Below are 17,919 nucleotides of genomic sequence, written 5' to 3'. Positions count from 1 at the left end.
TTGCCTCAGATGGTGCCGCGGTTCTTGCCGTGCCAGGGTTTGTAGTACTCGCGGATGGCGGCCATGTCGGCCACGTCGTCGCCGGTGGAATAGAACAGCGGGCCAATGCCAATGGTCTTTTCCGGGTAGTGGAAGTAACAGGCCAGCACCGGCACGTCGGCCATGCGGGCGATCTTCAGGAACCCGGCCTTCCAGTGGGTCACCGCCTTGCGGGTGCCCTCCGGGGTGATGGCGTACCAGAGGCGGTCGGAGTTGCGCAGCAGGCTCACCGCCTGCTCCACCGTGCCCTGCGGCGAGCTGCGGTCCAGCGGGATGACCCCCAGGGTGCGCAGCAGCGGCGACAGCGGCCACCAGAACAGCGAGGCCTTGCCCAGCACCTTCACCTGCATGCCCAGCGCGATCTTGGCCGCCATGCCCCAGAAGCCGTCCCAGTTGGACGAATGCGGGGCGACGATGAAGACCAGCTTGGGCACGTCCGGGAAGGTGCCGGTGACCTTCCAGCCGCCCAGGCGCAGGGTGCAGCGTGCCAGCCAGCGCAGGAAACGGTTGGGTTTGACCTGCGGCATGTTGGGCGGCACGGGCGGCAGCAGCGGACTACGGTTGTTCAAGCAATCACTCCCAATTGCGTGTGGTGCGGCCGCGCTTGATCTGCGCGCGGCCTTTCTTTTCATCCAGCCGGCGCAGCTTGGAGCCATACGAGGGCTTGGTGGCCACACGCGGCTTGGGCACGCTGAGGCTGGCCTGGATGAAGGCGGCCAGGCGGTCGCGCGCGTCTTCGCGGTTGCGGTCCTGGGTGCGGAAACGTTGGGCATCGATGACCAGCACGCCCTCGCCGGTCATGCGGCGGTCGCGCCGCGCCAGCAGGCGGGTACGCAGCGGCTCGGGCAGCGAGGGCGAGCCGGCCACGTCGAACCGCAGTTCGACGGCGCTGGACACCTTGTTGACGTTCTGCCCGCCGGCACCGCTGGCGCGCACGAACCGTTCGACGATCTCCGTGTCCGGAATCGCCAGATGCGCGTTGATGGTGACAGGCCCATTTCCCATGGGCGGCATTGTAAAGGCAGGACCGCCGCCTGAGGTGACCGCAATGTTCACCAATGACGTCGATAAGGCGCATAAAAGCCGGGTACGGGCCGGAACCGTCGGGACGGGAGCAGGTCTTTGAAGGTGCGCACGGCTGCTTGACCGTATCAACGGTATGCTCGGCGTTCCACGCAACGCAGGATGCACCTCCATGATTTCGACCCGTTCGCCGGCCCGCCGTGGCCTGATCCGCCTGGCCCTGACCCTCGCGCTGGGCGTGGCCGCCATTGCCCCGACCCTGGCCGCGCCGCCGTCGGACGCGGACATCAACCGCCTGCTGGCCGCGTCGCGCGCGCAGAGCATGCTCGACACCATGTTGCCGCAGATGGAGGCGATGCAGCGCCAGCAGTTCCAGCAGATGGCCGAGCAGCGCCAGCTGGACGACACCCGCAAGGCGCAGCTGCAGCGCATTGAACAGCGCAGCAGCGAGACCATCCGCAAGGCGTTGTCCTGGCAGCAGCTGCGGCCGATGTACGTGGACCTCTACAAGAAGACCTTCAGCAAGGAAGACGTGCTGGCGATGGCCGAGTTCTACGAGAGTTCGGCCGGGCAGAGCCTGCTCGACAAGACCCCGGCGCTGATGCAGAACGTGATGGTGGCGATCCAGGAAAAGCTGCAGCCGCTGTTCGTGGACCTGCAGAAGGACCTGGAGGCGATCGTGAATGAAGAAACCCCGCCGGCGGCCGCGCCCGCGAAGAAATAACGTAGCGCCGGGCTCTGCCCGGCGTTCGTCATCACCACCCAAACAAATCCATCGCCTTGCGGAACTCACCCTCTGCCGGCGCGCTCACATCCATCGGCGTGCCATCCGGATGCGGGAAACGCAGGCGCTCGGCGTGCAGCAGCATGCGGTGGATGCCCTGCATGCGGAAGCTGCGGTTGTGGCGGCCATCGCCATGGCTGGTGTCGCCGATCAGGTGATGCGACAGATGCTTGAGGTGCCGGCGGATCTGGCGGAAGCGCCCGGTCTGCGGCTGGCAGCGCAGCAGCGCGTAGCGCGAGGTGGCGAATTCGCCCACCGGTACCGCGATCTCACCCACGGCCACGCGCTGGAAATGAGTGATGGCCGGCTTCTTGACCGGCTTGCCGGGGCCACCATCCAGATCATGGTCGACAGTGAACGCTTCTTCCGCCGGCCAGCCACGACAGATGGCCAGGTAGTCCTTGATCACCTCGCCGCCCATCAGCGCCTTGCCCAGCACGCTGGCACTCTCGCGGTCGAAGGCCAGCAGCAGGCAGCCACTGGTGGCGCGGTCCAACCGGTGGACCAGAAAGATCGGCTTGCCCAGCTGCTCGCGCAGCCGGTCGGCAAGGAAATCATCTTCACCACGCGCCAGCTTGCTGTCGTGGACCATCAGCCCGGCCGGCTTGTTCACCACCGCCAGCCGCTCGTCCACGTGCAACAACTGCAACGGCGGCAGCGCCACCGGCGCCTCGACGTGAGCGTCGGCGGACACGTCAATATCACTCACCGGCGCCACCACGCACTGCCCAGCGAGAACAGGCCCGCCGCGCCGCTCACCCAGCTCCATACCGGCGCATCGCCGAAGTACCAACCGCCCGGCTGCATGCCATACAGCACCGCCGCGACGATCAGCAGGCCCACGCCGGCGATGGCGGCCACCGCACGCTTCTGCAGCTTCTGCAGATTGGCGTTGAGCGCCACCAGGTCCTGCGAGCGCATCGACAGTTCGTGCCCGCCTTCCACCTGCTGGCGCAGCCAGGCATGCACCAGGCGCGGCATGTCGGGGGTGTGGGTCATGATTTCCGGCAGGCGCTTGCGCAGTTCCTTCAACACCCGGCGCGGGCTGTAGCGCTCGCGCAGGATGCGTTCCAGCACCGGACGCGCCACGGCCCAGATATCCAGCTGCGGGTCCAGCTGGCGGCCGACGCCTTCGATGTTGAGCAGGGTCTTCTGCAGCAGGATCAGCTGCGGCTGCAGCGTCAACTCGTAGCGCTGGGCCACGCGGAACAGCTTGATCAGCACTTCGGCCAGCGAGATCTGCGACAGCGGGCGGGTGAAGTACGGCTCGCACACCGAACGCGCGGCCGCTTCGAGTTCATCGATGCGCACGTTGTTCGGCATCCAGCCCGCTTCGACATGGAGCTCGGCCATGCGCCGGTAGTCCTTGTTGAAGATGGCCATGAAGTTCTCGGCCAGGTAGTACTGATCTTCTTCGGACAGCTGGCCCATGATGCCGAAATCCAGCGCGATGAAGCGCGGGTTGTCGCGGCGTGCCGGATCGGTGTCGACCCAGATGTTGCCGGCGTGCGCGTCGGCGTGGAAGAAGTTGTCGCGGAACACCTGCGTGTAGAACACGCGCACGCCCTTGGCCGCCAGCGCCTTGCGGTCGATGCCGGCCTTGTCCAATGCGGCGATGTCGTCCGACGGAATGCCCCACACCCGCTCAAGCGTCAGCGCGCGTTCGGCGGTATGGCTCCAGATCACTTCGGGCACATACAGGTCGTCCGAATCCACCCAGTTGCGGCGCAGCACGCTGGCATTGGCGCCTTCGCGCTGCAGGTCGAGTTCGGCGGCCAGGGTGTTTTCCACCTCGGCCACCACTTCGCGCGGGCGGATCTTGTCGGCGCGCGGATGGGTGCGTTCGACCAGCGCGGCGGCCGATTTCAGCAGCGCGATATCGGCATCGATCTGTTTCTCGATGTCCGGGCGCAGCACTTTGACCACGACCTGGCGGCCGTCGGCCAGCGTGGCCGCATGCACCTGGGCGATCGAGGCCGAGGCCAGCGGTTCCAGGTCGAAGCTGGCGAACGCCTCGCTGACCGGGCGGCCCAGCGCGGCTTCGACGATGCGCTGCGCGGTGGCGCCGTCGAACGGCTTGACCCGGTCCTGCAGCAGGGTGAGTTCGTTGGCGATGTCGGCCGGGATCAGGTCGCGGCGGGTGGAGAGGATCTGGCCGAACTTGACGAAGATCGGGCCCAGGTCCTGCAGCGCCAGGCGCAGGCGGGCGCCGCGCGACTGTGCGGCGATGTCCGCCGAGGCGCGCGGCACGAACGGCTTGGCCAGGCGCAGCCAGCCTTCCAGCGGCGTGCCTTCCAGCAGGTCGTCCAGGCGGTAACGCAGGATCACACGACCGATGCGGGTGGCACGGAACATGGCCTTCATGCGCGCACCTGCGCCAGGCGCTGCACCCGGGCGGCCATGCGTTCGACGTCGTCGCGGATCACGTCCACGTCGTCATGAAAGGCATCCAGTTCAGCTCGGGCTACCACGTCGCGCGACTCCTCGGTGACAAAATCAGCGGCGCTGTGCGCCAGGTCGGACGCGCCACGGCGCGCATGCTGCAGGGCCGAGCGCAGGGCGTTGGCGATCTGTACGCCCAGCACCTCGCCGAACACCCGCACGAACGGCTGCTGCCAGTCCGGGTCGAACCGCGTGGCCAGCTGTTGCAGGCGGCGCGCCAGTTCGGCGTCGCCGGACACCTTCACCCGCCCCGCCGGTGCGTCGCCACCGCGGCGCGCATTGGCCAGGAACGGCAGCTGTGCCAGCACCCCACCCAGCGTGCTGCGCACGGCCAGGTCCGGCTCCTGCTGCGGGTCCACGGGCCCCACGGTGAGGCGTTCGCCCTCCACGCCAATGCGCATGGCCAGGGACGGCGATTCGAGGGTCAGGGCGATGTGGCGGCCATCCAGCGCGACCAGCGCGCGGCGGGTATCGGGGTCCAGCGCCAGGGTGCGGTTGAGCGCGAGCTGCAGCGCATTGCCGGCCAGGGGCTTGAGGGAGGAGAGCAGGGAGCGGGGCATGGCGACATTCTACCGCGCTGCCCGGTAGAGCCACGCCATGCGTGGCTGACGCACCGTCGGCAGTTCCAGCCACGCATGGCGTGGCTCTACGGGAGAAATCCTTTCATGATGGGCATCCTCACACGCATGGCAGGAGCGACAGCAGGCATGGGCAAGATCCGGGTAGGCATCATTTTCGGTGGCCGTTCGGCCGAACACGAGGTCTCGCTGCAATCGGCGAAGAACATCCTGGATGCGCTGGACAAGGAGCGTTTCGAGGTCACGTTGATCGGCATCGACAAGCAGGGCCAGTGGCACGTGAGCGACCCGGACCGGTTCCTGCTGCATGCCGCCGACCCCTCGCGCATCGCGCTGAACCGCTCCGGTCAGGGTGTGGCGGTGCTGCCCGGCGCCGAGCGGCAGCAGCTGGTGCCGGCCACCCCGGCCGCCGCGCTGGCCCAGATCGACGTGGTGTTCCCGATCGTGCACGGCACGCTGGGCGAAGACGGCTCGCTGCAGGGGCTGCTGCGCATGGCCAACCTGCCCTTCGTAGGCTCCGGCGTGCTGGGCTCGGCGGTGGCGATGGACAAGGAGGTGGCCAAGCGGCTGCTGCGTGACGCCGGGCTGGCCGTGGCCCCCTTCGCCTGCTTCACCCGGAGCACGGCCGGCGCGGCCGACTACAACGCGTTGACCGCGCAGCTGGGCACGCCGCTGTTCGTCAAACCGGCCAACCAGGGCTCGTCGGTGGGCGTGAGCAAGGTTCGTACGGCGGCGGAATTCCAGGCTGCGCTGGCACTGGCGTTGGACTACGACCACAAGGCACTGGTGGAGTCGGCCATCGACGGCCGCGAGATCGAATGCGCGGTGCTCGGCAACGCATCGCCCGAGGCCAGCGTATGTGGCGAAGTGGTGGTGCACGACGAGTTCTACTCGTATGACACCAAGTACATCAGCGAGAACGGTGCGGACGTGGTGGTCCCCGCCGACATCAGCGACGCCGACCAGCAGCGCATCCGGGACATCGCAGTGCGCGCCTACCAGGCGCTGGACTGCGCGGGGCTGGCACGGGTGGACGTGTTCCTGACACGTGACGGCAAGGTGGTCATCAACGAGATCAACACCCTGCCAGGTTTCACCCGGATCAGCATGTATCCCAAGCTCTGGGCGGCCAGTGGGCTGGATTACACCGCGCTGATCAGCCGGCTGCTGGAGTTGGCGCTGGAGCGGCACGCCAGCGAACGGGCGTTGCGCAGTTCGATCACCGGCCCCTGACGCAACAACGGCCTGGCGCTCTTGCGAACGCCAGGCCGTTGGAGGCTGCGCTGGGTCATGGTTGCCCGGAGAGAAGGGGCGCGCATGACCCTGCGCACTAACCCCGCTTGCGGAACATCGACACCACGGCCAGGATCAGGAAGACCACGAACAGGATCCAGGCAATGTTGCTGGCAGCGCCGGCGATGCCGGAGAAGCCGAGCACCGCCGCAATGATGGCGATGACAAAAAAGATTACGGCGTAGTGCAGCATGTCGATCCTCGCGTAGTGCGTGCCGGATTGGCGTGCTGCCATCTTCACCAACGCCCGGTGTTCAGGAAGTGATGGATTTCTCGACGTGCGATGAAGCCTTCAGCCTCGTGAGTCCCTCGTCAATGCTCACCTGCGGCACATAGCCGAAGTCGCGGCGGGCCGGTTCCATGCTGTACCAGTGCGGCGTGCACAGCTGCTCGGCGAGGAAGCGGGTCATTGGCGGTTCGCCACGCAGGCGCAGCAGCGGCCACAGACGTTCGGCCACCGCACCGATGCGGTAGGCGGTCTTGAAGCTGATCGACTTGTGCACGGCCGGTGCACCCACGGCGGCGAGCAGCTTGTTGAGCAGCTCGCGCATCGGCAGCGGTTCACCGTTGGAAATGAAGTAGGCCTTGCCCGCACACGCCGCGCCCGGCGCCAAGTGTTCGAAGGCAAGGAAATGCGCCAGCGCGGCGTTGTCGATGTAGGTGGTATCGACCAGGTTGGTGCCGTCGCCGACGAAGCGCAGCCGCCCCGCGCGGGCACGTTCGGCCAGGCGCGGCACCAGCTGCTGGTCGCCCGGGCCCCAGATCAACCGCGGACGCAGTGCGACGGTGGCCAGGGTGGCATCGTTGGCGGCCAGCACGCGCTGCTCGGCGATGGTCTTGGTGGCCGCATACGGCGCCTGGAAGTTCTCGCCGTACGGCACTTCGTCGGCACCCAGCCCCTCCACCGGATGGGTGGCGCGGTGGGTAACGCTCGGCGTGGAGGTGTACACCAGTGTGCGCACGCCGTGGGTGCGGCAGGCGGCGATGACGTTGTCGGTGCCGACCACGTTGGCCTGGTGGTAGCTGTCATAGCTGCCCCATGCACCGGCCTTGGCGCCGTTGTGGAAGACCGCATCGACGCCGGCCACGGCGTGGCGCACCGCGTCGGCGTCGGCGAGATCGCCGCGGATCTGGCCCACGCCCAGCGCGGCCAGCGGCGGGTAGTCGCCCCGGTTGAAACTCAGCACCTCATGCCCGCGTTCGACCAGGCCACGGCACAGCGCCTGGCCAAGGAAACCACCACCACCGGTGACAAGGATCTTCATGCGGGTTGTTCCATTCGGGTTGCGGCCCAGACCGCGAGCTTCTCGCGGCCGATCTTGGCGTTGTGGCGGATGTCGACCGGGAAGCCCGGGTGCAGCAGGAAGCGTTCGATGCGCAGCGTGCCGGCATGCGCGGCGGCTTCGTCGCGCAGCCGCTGCTGCAGTGCCGGCGAATCGGCCGCGCCCGGTTGCAGTTCATAGCAGAGCACCGGCAGCTGCGCACCGGCCGCCCCCACCCCGACCAGCGCGGTGCGGGCGATGCCTTCCAGCGCGTTGAACACGGGCTCCACCTGCTCGGTGTACAGCGGGCCGTGCGCGGTTTCCAGGCGCTGGGTCTTGCGCCCGCAGAACCACAGCCGGCCGTCGGCGTCGAAGTAGCCGACATCGCCCATGCGGTGCACCACGCGGGTGCTGCCATCGGCCAGGGTCTCGGCGATCTTGGCCGCGGCAGTGGCCTGCGGGCGGTTGAAGTAGCTGTCGGTGGCGGTCGGGCCGGCCACGGTGATCTCGCCGACCACACCGTTGGCGACCTCGCGCGCCTGCGACCAGTCCGGCAGCGGCGCGTCGTCGATGGCGATGATGCGCACCTGGTTGGGCGGCACCACGCGGCCCACGCAGGTGCCGGCTCCGCCCTCGGTGGCCGCGCGCGTGCTCTCCAGCTCGCGGCCTTCGATCACCGCCACCGGCAGGCATTCGGTGGCGCCGTACGGAGTCCAGAACTGGGCGTCGTCGGGCAGCAGGCGGCGGATGCGCGCCACCACGTCCGGTGGCACCGGCGCGCCGGCCGAGGTCACCCGGCGCACGCCGGGCAGCGGCTGGCCATGGTCGGCCAGCACCCGCATCAGCGCGGGCGAGCCGAACAGCTGGGTGACCCCGAAGCGGGCGATGGCGTCGTGCAGCTTGCGCGGGTCGGCCTTGGCCGGGCGGGTCGGGTCCATGTCCGGAATGACCGAGGTCAGGCCCAGCGCCGGATCGAACAGGGCAAACGGTGGGAAGGTGGGCAGGTCGATGCCGCCGGCCTCCATGCCGAAGGCGGCGCGCAGCAGGTCGACCTGGCCGACGAAATGGCGATGGCGGTAGACCACGCCCTTGGGCACGCCGGTGGAGCCGCTGGTGAACAGAATGGCGGCCACATCCTCGCCATCGGTGGCGGCCATCGGCTGCGGGTTGCGCGCGCCGTCGGCCTCCAGCCGGGCCAGGGTGGTGCCACCCCAGCCCCAGCGCCGCCCCACGGTGACCAGCGTCTTCGCCGCCGGGCACCAGCGCAGCACCAGCCGCGCGACGTGGGCCAGGCCGATGCCGATGAAGGCCTGCGGCTGGGCCTCGCCCAGGCACTGCTTCAGCGCGCGCTTGTCGATGCCCGGGTCCACCAGCACCGGCACCGCGCCGTTCTTGAACAGCGCGAACATGAGCAGGAAGAACTCCGGGGAGGGCCGCACCATCACCACCGCGCGCACGCCCCGACCGATGCCGTAGGCGGCCAGGCCGGCGGCCATGGCGTCGCTGCGGGCGTCCAGGGTGCGGTAATCCAGGGTCACGTCATAGCGCGCCATGCCGTCCGGGCCCAGCCGGCCGGGGCAGCGGATGGCGATCTGGTCGGGGCGTTCGCGGGCCAGTTCGGGCAGACGCGCGGCGATGTTGATCGGGCTGTTCATCCGTTCATTGTCGCCGCTGCAGAAAAATCTTGCGCGGCGGGCGTAGCCGTGGAAAATTCGCGCCTCGCCCTTCCACCCCCTGCCGCCCGAGGCGGCATGCCCATGTCCCATCCCTGCATGACCTGCGGTGCCTGCTGCACCCAATACCGCGTGGCCTTCCACTGGATGGAATCGGACGAGGTCACCCCCGGCGGGGTCCCGCACCAGCTGACCGAGCCGCTCGACCCACACCGCCTGTGCATGCGCGGTACCCATTCCAAGCCGGTGCGCTGCGTGGCGCTGGATGCGGAGATCGGCGTGTATTCACGCTGCAGCATCCACCCCAACCGCCCCAGCGTGTGCCGCGAGGTGGACGCGTCGTGGGAGTTTGGCAAGGCCAGCCCGCAGTGCGACAAGGCGCGGGCGATCCACGGGCTGCCGGCGTTGAGCCTGGCCGATTGGCGGTGGCGCGACGGCGCCGACAATGATGACGATCATCCGGACGACAACGGCAACAGCCCATCACCGCAGGCGCCGATCGCGGCGTGATGGCCGCGCGTGACGACCGTTGGTCGTTACCCCGTCAGATCGGATTCGAATCCAGGAACGCCCGGATCTCTGGCACCAGCACTTCCTGCTTGTCTTCCAGCACGTAATGCCCGGCATCCTCGAACGCGTGCACCTGGGCCTGCGGCAGCGCCGCCTGGAAGCCCTTCAGGAAGTGGTGGTCGAACACGAAGTCGCGCAGGCCCCAGCCGATGAAGGCCGGGCGGTCGGCGAACGACGGCAGCGCCTGGCCGGCGCGTTCCAGCAGCGACCAGGCCTTGTCGGCCGGGCTCAGCGGAATGTCCTGCATGAAGCGGATGGTGCTGATCCGGTTGGCATAGCTGTTGTACGGCGACACGTAGGCGCGGCGCACATCCGCCGGCATCTTCCGCTCCACGCCCAGCCACGAGGCGCCGGACGAGAACGCGTTGAAGGTGCGGATGATCCACTCGCCGATCTTCCAGTGGCGGCCCAGCGCGATCTGCCACGGCATCTGCTTGGCGGCCGGCATCGGGAAGGCGGCGGTGTTGAGCACCACCAGGCGCTTGACCTGCGCGTGGTGCGACAGCGCCCAGCCGAAGCCGATCATGCCGCCCCAGTCGTGCACGGCCAGGGTCACCGGGCCGGTGATGCCCAGGTGCGCCAGCAGCGCATCCAGGTCGTCCACGCGCGACTGCAGGGTGTATTCGTAGTGCGCGTCATCGGGCTTGTCCGACAGGCCCATGCCGATATGGTCGGGCACGATGCAGCGGTAACGGTCCGACAACCCGGCCACCAGGGTGCGCCAGTAATAGCTCCACGACGGATTGCCGTGGACCATCACCACCACCTCGCCATCGCGCGGGCCTTCGTCGAGGTAGCTCATCGACAGGCCCGGGCGGACCTCGAAGCGCTGGGGATGGGCGGGGTAACCGGGAAGCTTGGGCATTGAATCGCACCTGTGAAAAGGGCCGGTAGAACCGGCCCTCGACTATTGAAATAACCCGCAACCGGGGCTGCGGTGGCCGGTTACCAGACCACTTCGGCCATGGAGCAGTTCAGGCCCGAACCGATGCCGAGCAGGGCAATGCGGTCGCCCTTCTTCAGCCGGCCCAGTTCCTTGAGCTTGCTCAGCACGATCGGCACCGAGGCCGGGCCGATGTTGCCGTGCTCGCCGAAGATGGTCATCACCTTCTTCGGGTCGATGCCGAAGTTCTTGATGAAGGCGGCGGTGTGCGGCTGGCTGACCTGATGGATGACGAACTGGTCCAGTTCCTCCACCGCCCAGCCCAGTGCTTCGCGGGCGGCCAGGAAGGTCTTCTGCGCCAGCTTGATGCCTTCGATCAGCAGCATGCGGGTGTCGGTGACCATGCGGTCCAGGTTGCCCCGGCACAGCTGGTTCCACTCGGTGGCCGAGCGGGTCACGCCACCGCGGTAACGCGGCGCGTCGGGCACCAGCTCGGTGCGGGCCATGACCATGGCCGCGGCGCCGCAGCCCAGGGTCAGGGCGGCCATCTCGTTGCGGAAGTCGTCGGCGGTCACGCCCGGCAGGGCCATGCGCTCGAGGGTCTTCTCGTAGACGAGGTTGGCGGTTTCGCCATCGACGATGAGGGCATAGTCGATCTCACCGCGTTCCAGCATGCGGGCGGCGATGTCCATGCCGTTGATGAAGGCCAGGCAGGCATTGGCGACGTCGAAGGTCATGCACTGGTCGCTGACGCCCAGGTTGCCCGAGACGATGCTGGCCGTGGACGGCTCCAGGTAGTCCCGGCTGACCGAGGTGTTGACCAGCAGGCCGATCTTGTCGGCGCCGATGCCGGCGTCTTCCAGGGCCTTGCGGGCCGCCAGCGTGGCGGCGTCGGACGCGAGCATGTCCGCGTCCCAAAGACGACGGGCATGGATGCCGGCGATGTCGCCGAGCACGTCGGTACGGATGCCCAGGCGATCCAGCGTCGGCTGCAGACGTTCGTTGATTTCCTTGGACGTCAGCGTATGCGGCGCGTCGATGTGCGCCAGGCCGGCGATCGATACATTCTTGAAGAGCATCAGTTAGCGCCAAGGCTCAGGCAAAGGGGGCGCTATTGTAAGCCCCACGGCCATTCACCGCACCTTTACGGATTCAGCTTCAGGCGTATGGTCGCCGGGAGCGGTGAAGGGTTCAGCGCGGGGGGCACTGGAAGGCGATGAAACGCTGGCTGCCTTCGGCCGGCTGGCCCACGGCCTGGACCGCATTGGCGCTGGCGCTGTGGGCCTCGTTGCGGGCCAGGGTCTCCAGCTCTTCCTGCACGCGCAGGGGGTTGCGGTTGTAGAGGCCGACCTTGCTCTTGACCGACACCACCACCTCGCCCTTGTTCACGCAGCCCGACGCGACCGGCCCGGCCGGCAGCACCTGCACGGCCTTGCCCTGCGGTTCGATCGGCACCCAGGTGCAGGCGGTGGCGCTGAGGGTCAGGGCGGAAAGCAGCAGAAGGCGCATGGTGGGGATGCTCGTGAAGGTCATGAGGGGGATTCTGCCTGAACGGGCTGAATCGCGGGTGCACAGGTTCCCGAGGGCCGGCCAACGGCCGGCGCTACCGTCAGGCCTTCATGACCCCGGAACGGAGAGCGGCCGGGCAGAGCCCGGCGCTACGGTGGGTGGCCGGGCGGCGCCCGGCTGCATTATTTAGCCGGCTTGCCGTCCGCATCGATCACGGTGACCTCGCCCAGGTTCAGCGCGCGCACCGGTGCTTCGGTCTGCTTGAGGTCGCCCACCACCACCCAGGTCAGGGTCTTCGGGTCCAGCGTGGCGGCCGCCTGCTGGACCTGCGCCGGGGTCAGTGCCTCGATCTCGGCCTTGCGCTTGAACACGTAATCGTCCGGGCGCTGGTAGCGCACGATGCTGCTGATGGTGCCCAGCACGGCGTTGGCGGTCTCGTAGGCGCCCGGCAGGCTCAGGTTCTGGATGTTGCGGATGCGGGTGACCTCGGCCGGGGTGACCGCTTCGGCACCAGAGGCGAAGTCGGCGATCTCCTTCTGCATCTCCTTCATCGCTTCGCCGGTCTTGTCGATCTGCACCGGCGCGACCGCCATCCACGGGCGCTGGCCCAGGGTGCTGCTGGCCATGGTGCGGGCACCGTAGGACCAGTGCTTCTCCTCACGCAGGTTCATGTTGAGGCGCGAGGTGAAGTCGCCGCCCAGCACGCCGTTGGCGATGTCGAAGCGGGTGGCACCCGGATCCATGGTGGACGGCACGACCTGGCCGGCGAACAGATTGGCCTGCACGGCACCGGGCTGGTCGATCAGGTACACGCGGGCCTTGGCCGGGCGTGCGACGTCGACCGGTGCCTTGACCTGCGGCGCGGCGGTGGTGCTCTTCCAGTCGCCGAACTGGCGCTCCAGCAGCGGCACGATTTCCTTCAGGGTGGTGTCGCCCACCACGATCAGGGTGCCCTGCTCCGGGCGCAGCCAGTCACGGTGGAAGTCCACCAGGTCCGCACGGGTCAGCGACGCGATGTCGGCTTCCTTGCCGCTGCCGGTGAACGGAATGGCGTAGGGATGGCCCGCGCCGTACAGCAGGGTGGGCAGCACGCGCATTGCCGCGGCGTTGGGGTTGACCTTCTCCTGCTGGATGCCGGCGATCCAGGTCGCCTTGACCCGGTCGATCTCGGTCTGGTCGAAGCGCGGCTGGCGCAGCATGTCCGCATACAGCGCCAGCGACGGCGCCAGGTTTTCCTTCAGCGCGGACAGATACACGCTGGTGCTGTCCAGCGTGGCCGAGGCGCCCAGGGTGGCGCCCAGCGCGTCGGCAGCGTCGGCGAACGGCAGCGCGCCCAGCTTGCCGGCGCCTTCGCCCATGAGGTCCATGGTGAAGTTGGCGGTGCCGGACTTGCGGCCCTGGTCGGCGGTGAAGCCACCCGGGAATTCATAGCTGAACTGCACCACCGGAATGTCGTGGCGTTCGGCCAGGATGACCTGGGTGCCGTTCTTCAGCGTGGCGCGGTGCAGCTGCGGGAACTTCAGGTCCGGGAAGGTCTTGGTCTGCGGTACGCCGGCACTGCGGTCGACCACGGTCGGGCCGGTGCTGAACTTCGGGTCCACGGCCGGCACGGTGAAGGGCTTGGGGCTGGCCGACGGCAGTTCCGGCAGCGCCACGCGGGCGCCCGGCTCCACTACGAGGGTGTGGTCGCCCACGCCCAGCCACTTGGCGCCCACGGCGCGCACGTCGGCGGCGGTGGACGCATCGATGGTGGCCAGCGAACGGCGGAAGCAGCCGGGGTCGCCCTCGAACACGGTGCATTCGGCCAGCGCGTCAGCCTTGCCGCCGAAGCCGCCGATGCGCTCGATGCCACGAATGAAGCCGGCACGGAACGCGGTCTTGCCACGGCTCAGCTCGTCGGCGGTGGGGCCGTCCTTGACCAGGCGGCGCACTTCCTCGTCGATGATCGCCTCGACCTTGGCCGGGTCCACACCTTGCTTCACGGTGGCCATGATCACGAAGTTGGAGCCCAGCTGCGAGCTGTAGGCACCGGCACTGATGTTGTCCACCAGTTTGTCCTGGTGCAGCAGGCGCTGGTCCAGGCGCGAGGACTTGGCCCCACCCAGTACCTGCGCGAACAGCTGCAGCTGGTCCAGGTCGGTGGTGCCGGTCTGGGCGACGTTCCAGGCGCGGTAGATGCGTGCCTGCGGCACTTTGTCGGTCATGGTTTCGCGCGTGGACTTCTCGCGCTTGGCCACGTCGACCTTGGGCTGGGCCATGCTCGGGCCGGCCGGGATGTCGCCGAAGTAGCGGGCGACCTTTTCCTTGGCGGTGGCCACGTCGATGTCACCGGCCAGCACCAGCACCGCATTGTTCGGGCCGTACCAGGTGCGGAACCAGTTCTTGACGTCCTCCAGCGAGGCCGCGTTGAGGTCGTTCATCGAGCCGATCACGCTGTGGTGATACGGGTGGCCCTCTGGGTACATGGAGCGGGTGAGCTTGTCCCACACCTGGCCATAGGGCTGGTTCTCACCCTGGCGCTTTTCGTTCTGCACCACGCCGCGCTGTTCGTCGAGCGCGGCCTGGTCGATCGCGCCGAGCAGGTGGCCCATGCGGTCGGACTCCATCCACAGCGCCATGTCCAGCGCGGTGGTGGGCACGTTTTCAAAGTAGTTGGTGCGGTCGGTGTTGGTGGTGCCGTTCTGGCCGGTCACACCCACCTGCTTGAAGGGTTCGAAATACTCACCGGCGTGGTTCTCGCTGCCCTGGAACATGAGGTGTTCGAACAGGTGCGCGAAGCCGGTGCGGCCGGCCGGTTCGTCCTTGCTGCCCACGTGGTACCAGATGTTCACCGCCACGATCGGCGCCTTGCGGTCGGTGTGCACCACCACGCGCAGGCCGTTGGGGAGAGTGAACTCCTCGAAGGGAATGTCGACCTTGGCCACCTGGGCCGGCTTGGCCATGACCGGTGCCGGGGCAAGGGTGCCCAGCGCGGCGGAGAGCGCTACAGCCAGCAGCGCAGCACGCGGTCGAAGTTGGACGGTCATTCCGGTTCCTTGGTCATGAAAGTGAAGGCAGATGCTAGCCCGTGACCCCGGGGAATGGCATCCGCCAACAGTCATTGCTGGTGTAGGGGAACTTTCCGGGCCCTTCGCAACCCGTCGGCGGCGGCATGGCCGCCGGCTGAACCGGCCTGCGGACGGTTGCCCGTGGATGGATCGGACAGGTGTCCGGACACCGGACACTCCTGAAAACGCAAAAAACCCTTGTAAATCAATGGATAAAAGTTGGCACGCGACCTGCTTGGTACTGGGTGTGAAAGGAAGACGATCAAACGCAACATGACTGATCGCTGAACAGAAACCGAAATCTGCACATTCCGCTTGCATCCCCAGATTCGGTGTACTACCTTACTACCACACCACCGCTCACCAACACTAAACAGGCCCCGTCATGAACACCAAGACCATCGCAATCGCCATCGCCCTCGCCGCCGGCTCCGCGTTTGTTTCGAACGTGCATGCCGCTTCCACCATCACCACCCTGGACACCGTGCAGGTCCGTCCGTCGGCCGACCAGATCGCCCAGGCCAACGTCGAACGCACCAGCAGCATCCCCACCCTGGCCCTGGTGGAAGTCCGCCCGACCGCCGGCCAGATCGCCGAGTACCGCGCCGAACTGGCCAACAGCCAGCGCGTCACCACCCTGGCCGCCGTCGAAGTCCGCCCGACCGCCGAACAGCGCGACGCCCTGGCTGCCGAGCAGAACGCCCGCGGCACGGACTACATGGGTGCCCTGGCCTCGGCCGCCGGCACGCTGGCCCGCGACGTGATCATCAACCTGCCGACCCTGCAGGTGCGCCCGTCGCCGAACGACCTGCAGGCGCTGGCCCTGATTCGTTGAGAGCGGCTGAGGAGTAACGACTGACAGTCGTACCTACCGTCGTTACCTACCATCATTCGGCGCAGTTACACTGCTTGAATGACCGCCACGCCCACGTTCCATGTTGTGTTGTTCCAGCCGGAGATTCCTCCGAATACCGGCAATGTGATCCGCCTCTGCGCCAATACCGGCGCGCGACTGCACCTGATCGAGCCGCTCGGTTTTGACCTGAGCGACAAGCAGCTCAAGCGCGCCGGCCTGGATTACCACGAATACGCACGGCTGCAGGTGCATCCAGATCTGGACACCGCCCTGCAGGTGATTGCTCCCAAGCGCCTGTTCGCCCTGAGTACTCGCGGCAGCGTGCGCTATGACACCCAGCAGTTCGAAGACGGCGATGCCTTCCTGTTCGGCCCGGAAACCCGCGGCCTGCCCCAGGACGTGCTCGACGCGCTGCCGCACGGCCGCCGCCTGCGCCTGCCGATGCAGCCGGACAACCGCAGCCTCAACCTGTCCAACACCGTCGCCGTGGTGATGTACGAGGCCTGGCGCCAATCGGGTTTTGCCGGCGGCGCCTGACGTCAGAACGCGTTGATGCCGGTCAGCTCCCGCCCGATCACGAGCTGGTGCACGGTCTCGGTACCCTCATAGGTGATCACCGATTCCAGGTTGAGCGCATGCCGGATCGCCACGTGTTCGGTGGTGATGCCGGCGCCGCCCAGCAGGTCGCGGCATTCGCGGGCGATGTCGATCGCCATGCGGCAGTTGTTCCACTTGGCCAGGCTGACCTGCTGCGGCTGCAGCTGGCCCGCATCCTTCAGCCGCCCCAGCTGCAGTGACAGCAGCTGCGCGGTGGTGATGCGCCGGGCCATGTCGGCCAGCTTGATCTGCGCACTCTGCGTAGCAGCCACCGGGCGCCCGAACAGCACCCGCTCCTTGGTGTAGTTCAGCGCCTCGTCCAGGCAGGCCACGGCCGCGCCGATCGGACCCCAGCTGATCCCGTAGCGGGCCTGGTTGAGGCAGCCCAGCGGCCCCTTCAGGCCCTGCACGTTGGGCAGGCGGTTGCGCTCGGGCACGCGTACGTTGTCGAAGAACAGCGCGCCGGTCAGCGAAGCGCGCAGGCTCATCTTGTGCTTGATCTCCTGGGTGGTGAACCCCGGCATGCCCTTCTCCAGCACGAAGCCCTGGATGCCGTCTTCGGTGTGCGCCCAGACGATGGCGATGTCGGCCACCGGCCCGCTGGTGATCCACATCTTGCTGCCGTTGACCACCCAATCGCCGCCGTCGCGGACCGCGCGCGTCTTCATCGCCGCCGGGTCCGAACCGCCGTGCGCCTCGGTCAGGCCGAAGCAGCCGATCACCCGGCCGGCCGCCATGTCGGGCAGCCAGCGCTGGCGCTGCTCCTCGTTGCCGTAGGCGAAGATGGGGTACATGCACAGCGAGCTCTGCACCGACACGAAGCTGCGCAGGCCCGAATCGCCACGCTCCAGCTCCTGGCAGATCAACCCGTAGCTGACCGCGTTGAGCCCACCGCCACCGTACTGCTCGGGCAGGCTGGAGCCGAGCAGCCCCAATTCGGCGATCTCGGGAATCAGCTCGTCCGGGAACCGGCCCTGGTCGAAGGCATCGCCGATGATCGGCAGCACGCGTTCGTCGGTGAAACGCGCCACCGTAGCCTGCACTGCACGTTCCTCTTCGGTAAGCAGCGAGCGGACATCGAACAGATCGTACGGATTGAGGGCCATGGGCAGGAACATCGCGGGGCGGCAGCAGGGCCCCCATTGTGATGCCTGGCGCGGAAGGCGGCCAAGGTCCGGCGCAGCAGGACGTTGCCCGGTCTGCGCCTTGATGCTCGACTGCCAAGCCACGCACGGCGTGGCGCTACGCGTGGTCCTTCCCAGTACGGTGACGCTCCACGCTGGATTGATGCGCCGCACCATAACGCCGCCAACGTCGGCGATCTAGGCGTAAACGCCCGGTGCCGGTACCCTGATGGCTTGAT

The 17,919-nt window shown here is 67.7% G+C and carries 18 protein-coding genes; 5 read left to right on the top strand and 13 right to left on the bottom strand.

Going from position 1 to position 17,919, the window contains the following annotated elements; genetic code table 11:
• Positions 1–5: 5 nt before the first annotated feature.
• Both ACOZHM_RS07030 and arfB read right to left on the bottom strand, forming a co-directional pair.
• On the bottom strand, positions 6–566 hold the full coding sequence (locus ACOZHM_RS07030; RefSeq protein ID WP_421568624.1) for a lysophospholipid acyltransferase family protein: 561 nt from the start codon (positions 564–566) through the stop codon (positions 6–8).
• Between the two features lie 46 nt (positions 567–612).
• On the bottom strand, positions 613–1,044 hold the full coding sequence (arfB, locus tag ACOZHM_RS07025) for an alternative ribosome rescue aminoacyl-tRNA hydrolase ArfB (RefSeq protein WP_421568431.1): 432 nt from the start codon (positions 1,042–1,044) through the stop codon (positions 613–615).
• 154 nt (positions 1,045–1,198) lie between these two features.
• Between arfB and ACOZHM_RS07020 the strand changes: the two genes are divergently transcribed.
• A complete protein-coding gene (locus ACOZHM_RS07020; protein WP_421568430.1) occupies positions 1,199–1,786 on the top strand; it encodes a DUF2059 domain-containing protein in 588 nt (195 codons plus the stop codon).
• A gap of 31 nt (positions 1,787–1,817) precedes the next feature.
• Here the strand turns inward: ACOZHM_RS07020 and ACOZHM_RS07015 are convergent, their stop codons facing one another.
• Genes ACOZHM_RS07015 through ACOZHM_RS07005 form a run of 3 tightly spaced genes read right to left on the bottom strand, consistent with a single transcriptional unit; the run spans position 1,818 to position 4,848 of the window.
• Positions 1,818–2,615 (bottom strand): pseudouridine synthase, encoded by a 798-nt coding sequence (locus ACOZHM_RS07015; protein ID WP_421568428.1) that lies wholly within the window; start codon positions 2,613–2,615, stop codon positions 1,818–1,820.
• Positions 2,552–4,210 carry a ubiquinone biosynthesis regulatory protein kinase UbiB gene (gene ubiB, locus ACOZHM_RS07010; protein WP_421568427.1) on the bottom strand — a complete coding sequence of 553 codons (1,659 nt, stop codon included), beginning with the start codon at positions 4,208–4,210 and terminating at the stop codon, positions 2,552–2,554. Before ubiB ends, ACOZHM_RS07015 begins: the two co-directional genes overlap by 64 nt.
• Positions 4,207–4,848, bottom strand: a complete 642-nt coding sequence (locus ACOZHM_RS07005) for a ubiquinone biosynthesis accessory factor UbiJ (protein ID WP_421568426.1) — start codon at positions 4,846–4,848, stop codon at positions 4,207–4,209. The genes ubiB and ACOZHM_RS07005 overlap by 4 nt, the downstream gene beginning before the upstream one ends.
• A 147-nt stretch (positions 4,849–4,995) precedes the next feature.
• Between ACOZHM_RS07005 and ddlA the strand changes: the two genes are divergently transcribed.
• The gene (gene ddlA, locus ACOZHM_RS07000; protein WP_421568425.1) at positions 4,996–6,099 is read left to right on the top strand and encodes a D-alanine--D-alanine ligase; all 1,104 of its coding nucleotides are present in this window, start codon (positions 4,996–4,998) and stop codon (positions 6,097–6,099) included.
• Between the two features lie 97 nt (positions 6,100–6,196).
• Here the strand turns inward: ddlA and ACOZHM_RS06995 are convergent, their stop codons facing one another.
• The 3 genes from ACOZHM_RS06995 to oleC all read right to left on the bottom strand — a co-directional run bounded on the left by ACOZHM_RS06995 (position 6,197) and on the right by oleC (position 9,076).
• Positions 6,197–6,352 (bottom strand): DUF1328 domain-containing protein, encoded by a 156-nt coding sequence (locus ACOZHM_RS06995; protein WP_038691201.1) that lies wholly within the window; start codon positions 6,350–6,352, stop codon positions 6,197–6,199.
• Between the two features lie 61 nt (positions 6,353–6,413).
• The gene (gene oleD, locus ACOZHM_RS06990; protein ID WP_421568423.1) at positions 6,414–7,424 is read right to left on the bottom strand and encodes a 2-alkyl-3-oxoalkanoate reductase; all 1,011 of its coding nucleotides are present in this window, start codon (positions 7,422–7,424) and stop codon (positions 6,414–6,416) included.
• Complete coding sequence (oleC, locus tag ACOZHM_RS06985; RefSeq protein ID WP_421568422.1) at positions 7,421–9,076, bottom strand: olefin beta-lactone synthetase; 1,656 nt, start codon at positions 9,074–9,076, stop codon at positions 7,421–7,423. The genes oleD and oleC overlap by 4 nt, the downstream gene beginning before the upstream one ends.
• Positions 9,077–9,178: 102 nt before the next feature.
• On the opposite strand from oleC, the gene ACOZHM_RS06980 reads away from it, so the two are divergent.
• Complete coding sequence (locus ACOZHM_RS06980; protein WP_421568420.1) at positions 9,179–9,604, top strand: YkgJ family cysteine cluster protein; 426 nt, start codon at positions 9,179–9,181, stop codon at positions 9,602–9,604.
• A 34-nt stretch (positions 9,605–9,638) separates the two neighbouring features.
• Here ACOZHM_RS06980 and ACOZHM_RS06975 read toward each other — a convergent pair whose 3' ends face one another.
• The 4 genes from ACOZHM_RS06975 to ACOZHM_RS06960 form a co-directional block, all read right to left on the bottom strand.
• A complete protein-coding gene (locus ACOZHM_RS06975) occupies positions 9,639–10,529 on the bottom strand; it encodes an alpha/beta fold hydrolase (protein WP_421568419.1) in 891 nt (296 codons plus the stop codon).
• Between the two features lie 80 nt (positions 10,530–10,609).
• On the bottom strand, positions 10,610–11,626 hold the full coding sequence (locus ACOZHM_RS06970) for a 3-oxoacyl-ACP synthase III (RefSeq protein ID WP_421568418.1): 1,017 nt from the start codon (positions 11,624–11,626) through the stop codon (positions 10,610–10,612).
• Positions 11,627–11,738: 112 nt separating this feature from the next.
• Positions 11,739–12,056 carry a DUF4156 domain-containing protein gene (locus ACOZHM_RS06965; protein ID WP_421568622.1) on the bottom strand — a complete coding sequence of 106 codons (318 nt, stop codon included), beginning with the start codon at positions 12,054–12,056 and terminating at the stop codon, positions 11,739–11,741.
• A 182-nt stretch (positions 12,057–12,238) separates the two neighbouring features.
• Positions 12,239–15,082: a M16 family metallopeptidase gene (locus ACOZHM_RS06960; protein ID WP_421568416.1), complete on the bottom strand. Its 2,844-nt coding sequence runs from the start codon at positions 15,080–15,082 to the stop codon at positions 12,239–12,241.
• Between the two features lie 406 nt (positions 15,083–15,488).
• On the opposite strand from ACOZHM_RS06960, the gene ACOZHM_RS06955 reads away from it, so the two are divergent.
• Positions 15,489–15,938: a hypothetical protein gene (locus tag ACOZHM_RS06955; protein ID WP_421568414.1), complete on the top strand. Its 450-nt coding sequence runs from the start codon at positions 15,489–15,491 to the stop codon at positions 15,936–15,938.
• A 78-nt stretch (positions 15,939–16,016) separates the two neighbouring features.
• On the top strand, positions 16,017–16,496 hold the full coding sequence (gene trmL / locus ACOZHM_RS06950; protein WP_421568412.1) for a tRNA (uridine(34)/cytosine(34)/5-carboxymethylaminomethyluridine(34)-2'-O)-methyltransferase TrmL: 480 nt from the start codon (positions 16,017–16,019) through the stop codon (positions 16,494–16,496).
• Between the two features lie 2 nt (positions 16,497–16,498).
• On the opposite strand, the gene ACOZHM_RS06945 is transcribed toward trmL, so the two are convergent.
• Entirely contained in the window at positions 16,499–17,662 is a 1,164-nt protein-coding gene (locus ACOZHM_RS06945; protein ID WP_421568411.1) for an acyl-CoA dehydrogenase family protein, read from the bottom strand.
• Positions 17,663–17,919 lie beyond the last annotated feature (257 nt).

Source organism: Stenotrophomonas sp. PD6, from assembly GCF_049199305.1.
In the GTDB taxonomy this organism is placed as follows: Bacteria; Pseudomonadota; Gammaproteobacteria; order Xanthomonadales; family Xanthomonadaceae; genus Stenotrophomonas.
The sequence above is the reverse complement of the archived record's forward strand: the minus strand, read 5'-3'. Positions and strand labels throughout refer to the sequence as shown.

Bases quoted from the DNA above. Each gene is read 5' to 3' on its own strand.
- ACOZHM_RS06995 (WP_038691201.1), bottom strand. From the start codon at position 6,352: ATGCTGCACTACGCCGTAATCTTTTTTGTCATCGCCATCATTGCGGCG.
- ACOZHM_RS06970 (WP_421568418.1), bottom strand. From the start codon at position 11,626: ATGCTCTTCAAGAATGTATCGATCGCCGGCCTGGCGCACATCGACGCG.
- ACOZHM_RS06980 (WP_421568420.1), top strand. From the start codon at position 9,179: ATGTCCCATCCCTGCATGACCTGCGGTGCCTGCTGCACCCAATACCGC.
- ACOZHM_RS07020 (WP_421568430.1), top strand. From the start codon at position 1,199: ATGCTCGGCGTTCCACGCAACGCAGGATGCACCTCCATGATTTCGACC.
- ubiB (WP_421568427.1), bottom strand. From the start codon at position 4,210: ATGAAGGCCATGTTCCGTGCCACCCGCATCGGTCGTGTGATCCTGCGT.
- ACOZHM_RS07005 (WP_421568426.1), bottom strand. From the start codon at position 4,848: ATGCCCCGCTCCCTGCTCTCCTCCCTCAAGCCCCTGGCCGGCAATGCG.
- ACOZHM_RS06945 (WP_421568411.1), bottom strand. From the start codon at position 17,662: ATGGCCCTCAATCCGTACGATCTGTTCGATGTCCGCTCGCTGCTTACC.
- ACOZHM_RS06955 (WP_421568414.1), top strand. From the start codon at position 15,489: ATGAACACCAAGACCATCGCAATCGCCATCGCCCTCGCCGCCGGCTCC.
- ACOZHM_RS06960 (WP_421568416.1), bottom strand. From the start codon at position 15,082: ATGACCGTCCAACTTCGACCGCGTGCTGCGCTGCTGGCTGTAGCGCTC.
- trmL (WP_421568412.1), top strand. From the start codon at position 16,017: ATGACCGCCACGCCCACGTTCCATGTTGTGTTGTTCCAGCCGGAGATT.
- ACOZHM_RS07030 (WP_421568624.1), bottom strand. From the start codon at position 566: ATGCCGCAGGTCAAACCCAACCGTTTCCTGCGCTGGCTGGCACGCTGC.
- ACOZHM_RS07015 (WP_421568428.1), bottom strand. From the start codon at position 2,615: ATGGAGCTGGGTGAGCGGCGCGGCGGGCCTGTTCTCGCTGGGCAGTGC.
- oleC (WP_421568422.1), bottom strand. From the start codon at position 9,076: ATGAACAGCCCGATCAACATCGCCGCGCGTCTGCCCGAACTGGCCCGC.
- ddlA (WP_421568425.1), top strand. From the start codon at position 4,996: ATGGGCAAGATCCGGGTAGGCATCATTTTCGGTGGCCGTTCGGCCGAA.
- arfB (WP_421568431.1), bottom strand. From the start codon at position 1,044: ATGGGAAATGGGCCTGTCACCATCAACGCGCATCTGGCGATTCCGGAC.
- ACOZHM_RS06965 (WP_421568622.1), bottom strand. From the start codon at position 12,056: ATGCGCCTTCTGCTGCTTTCCGCCCTGACCCTCAGCGCCACCGCCTGC.
- ACOZHM_RS06975 (WP_421568419.1), bottom strand. From the start codon at position 10,529: ATGCCCAAGCTTCCCGGTTACCCCGCCCATCCCCAGCGCTTCGAGGTC.
- oleD (WP_421568423.1), bottom strand. From the start codon at position 7,424: ATGAAGATCCTTGTCACCGGTGGTGGTGGTTTCCTTGGCCAGGCGCTG.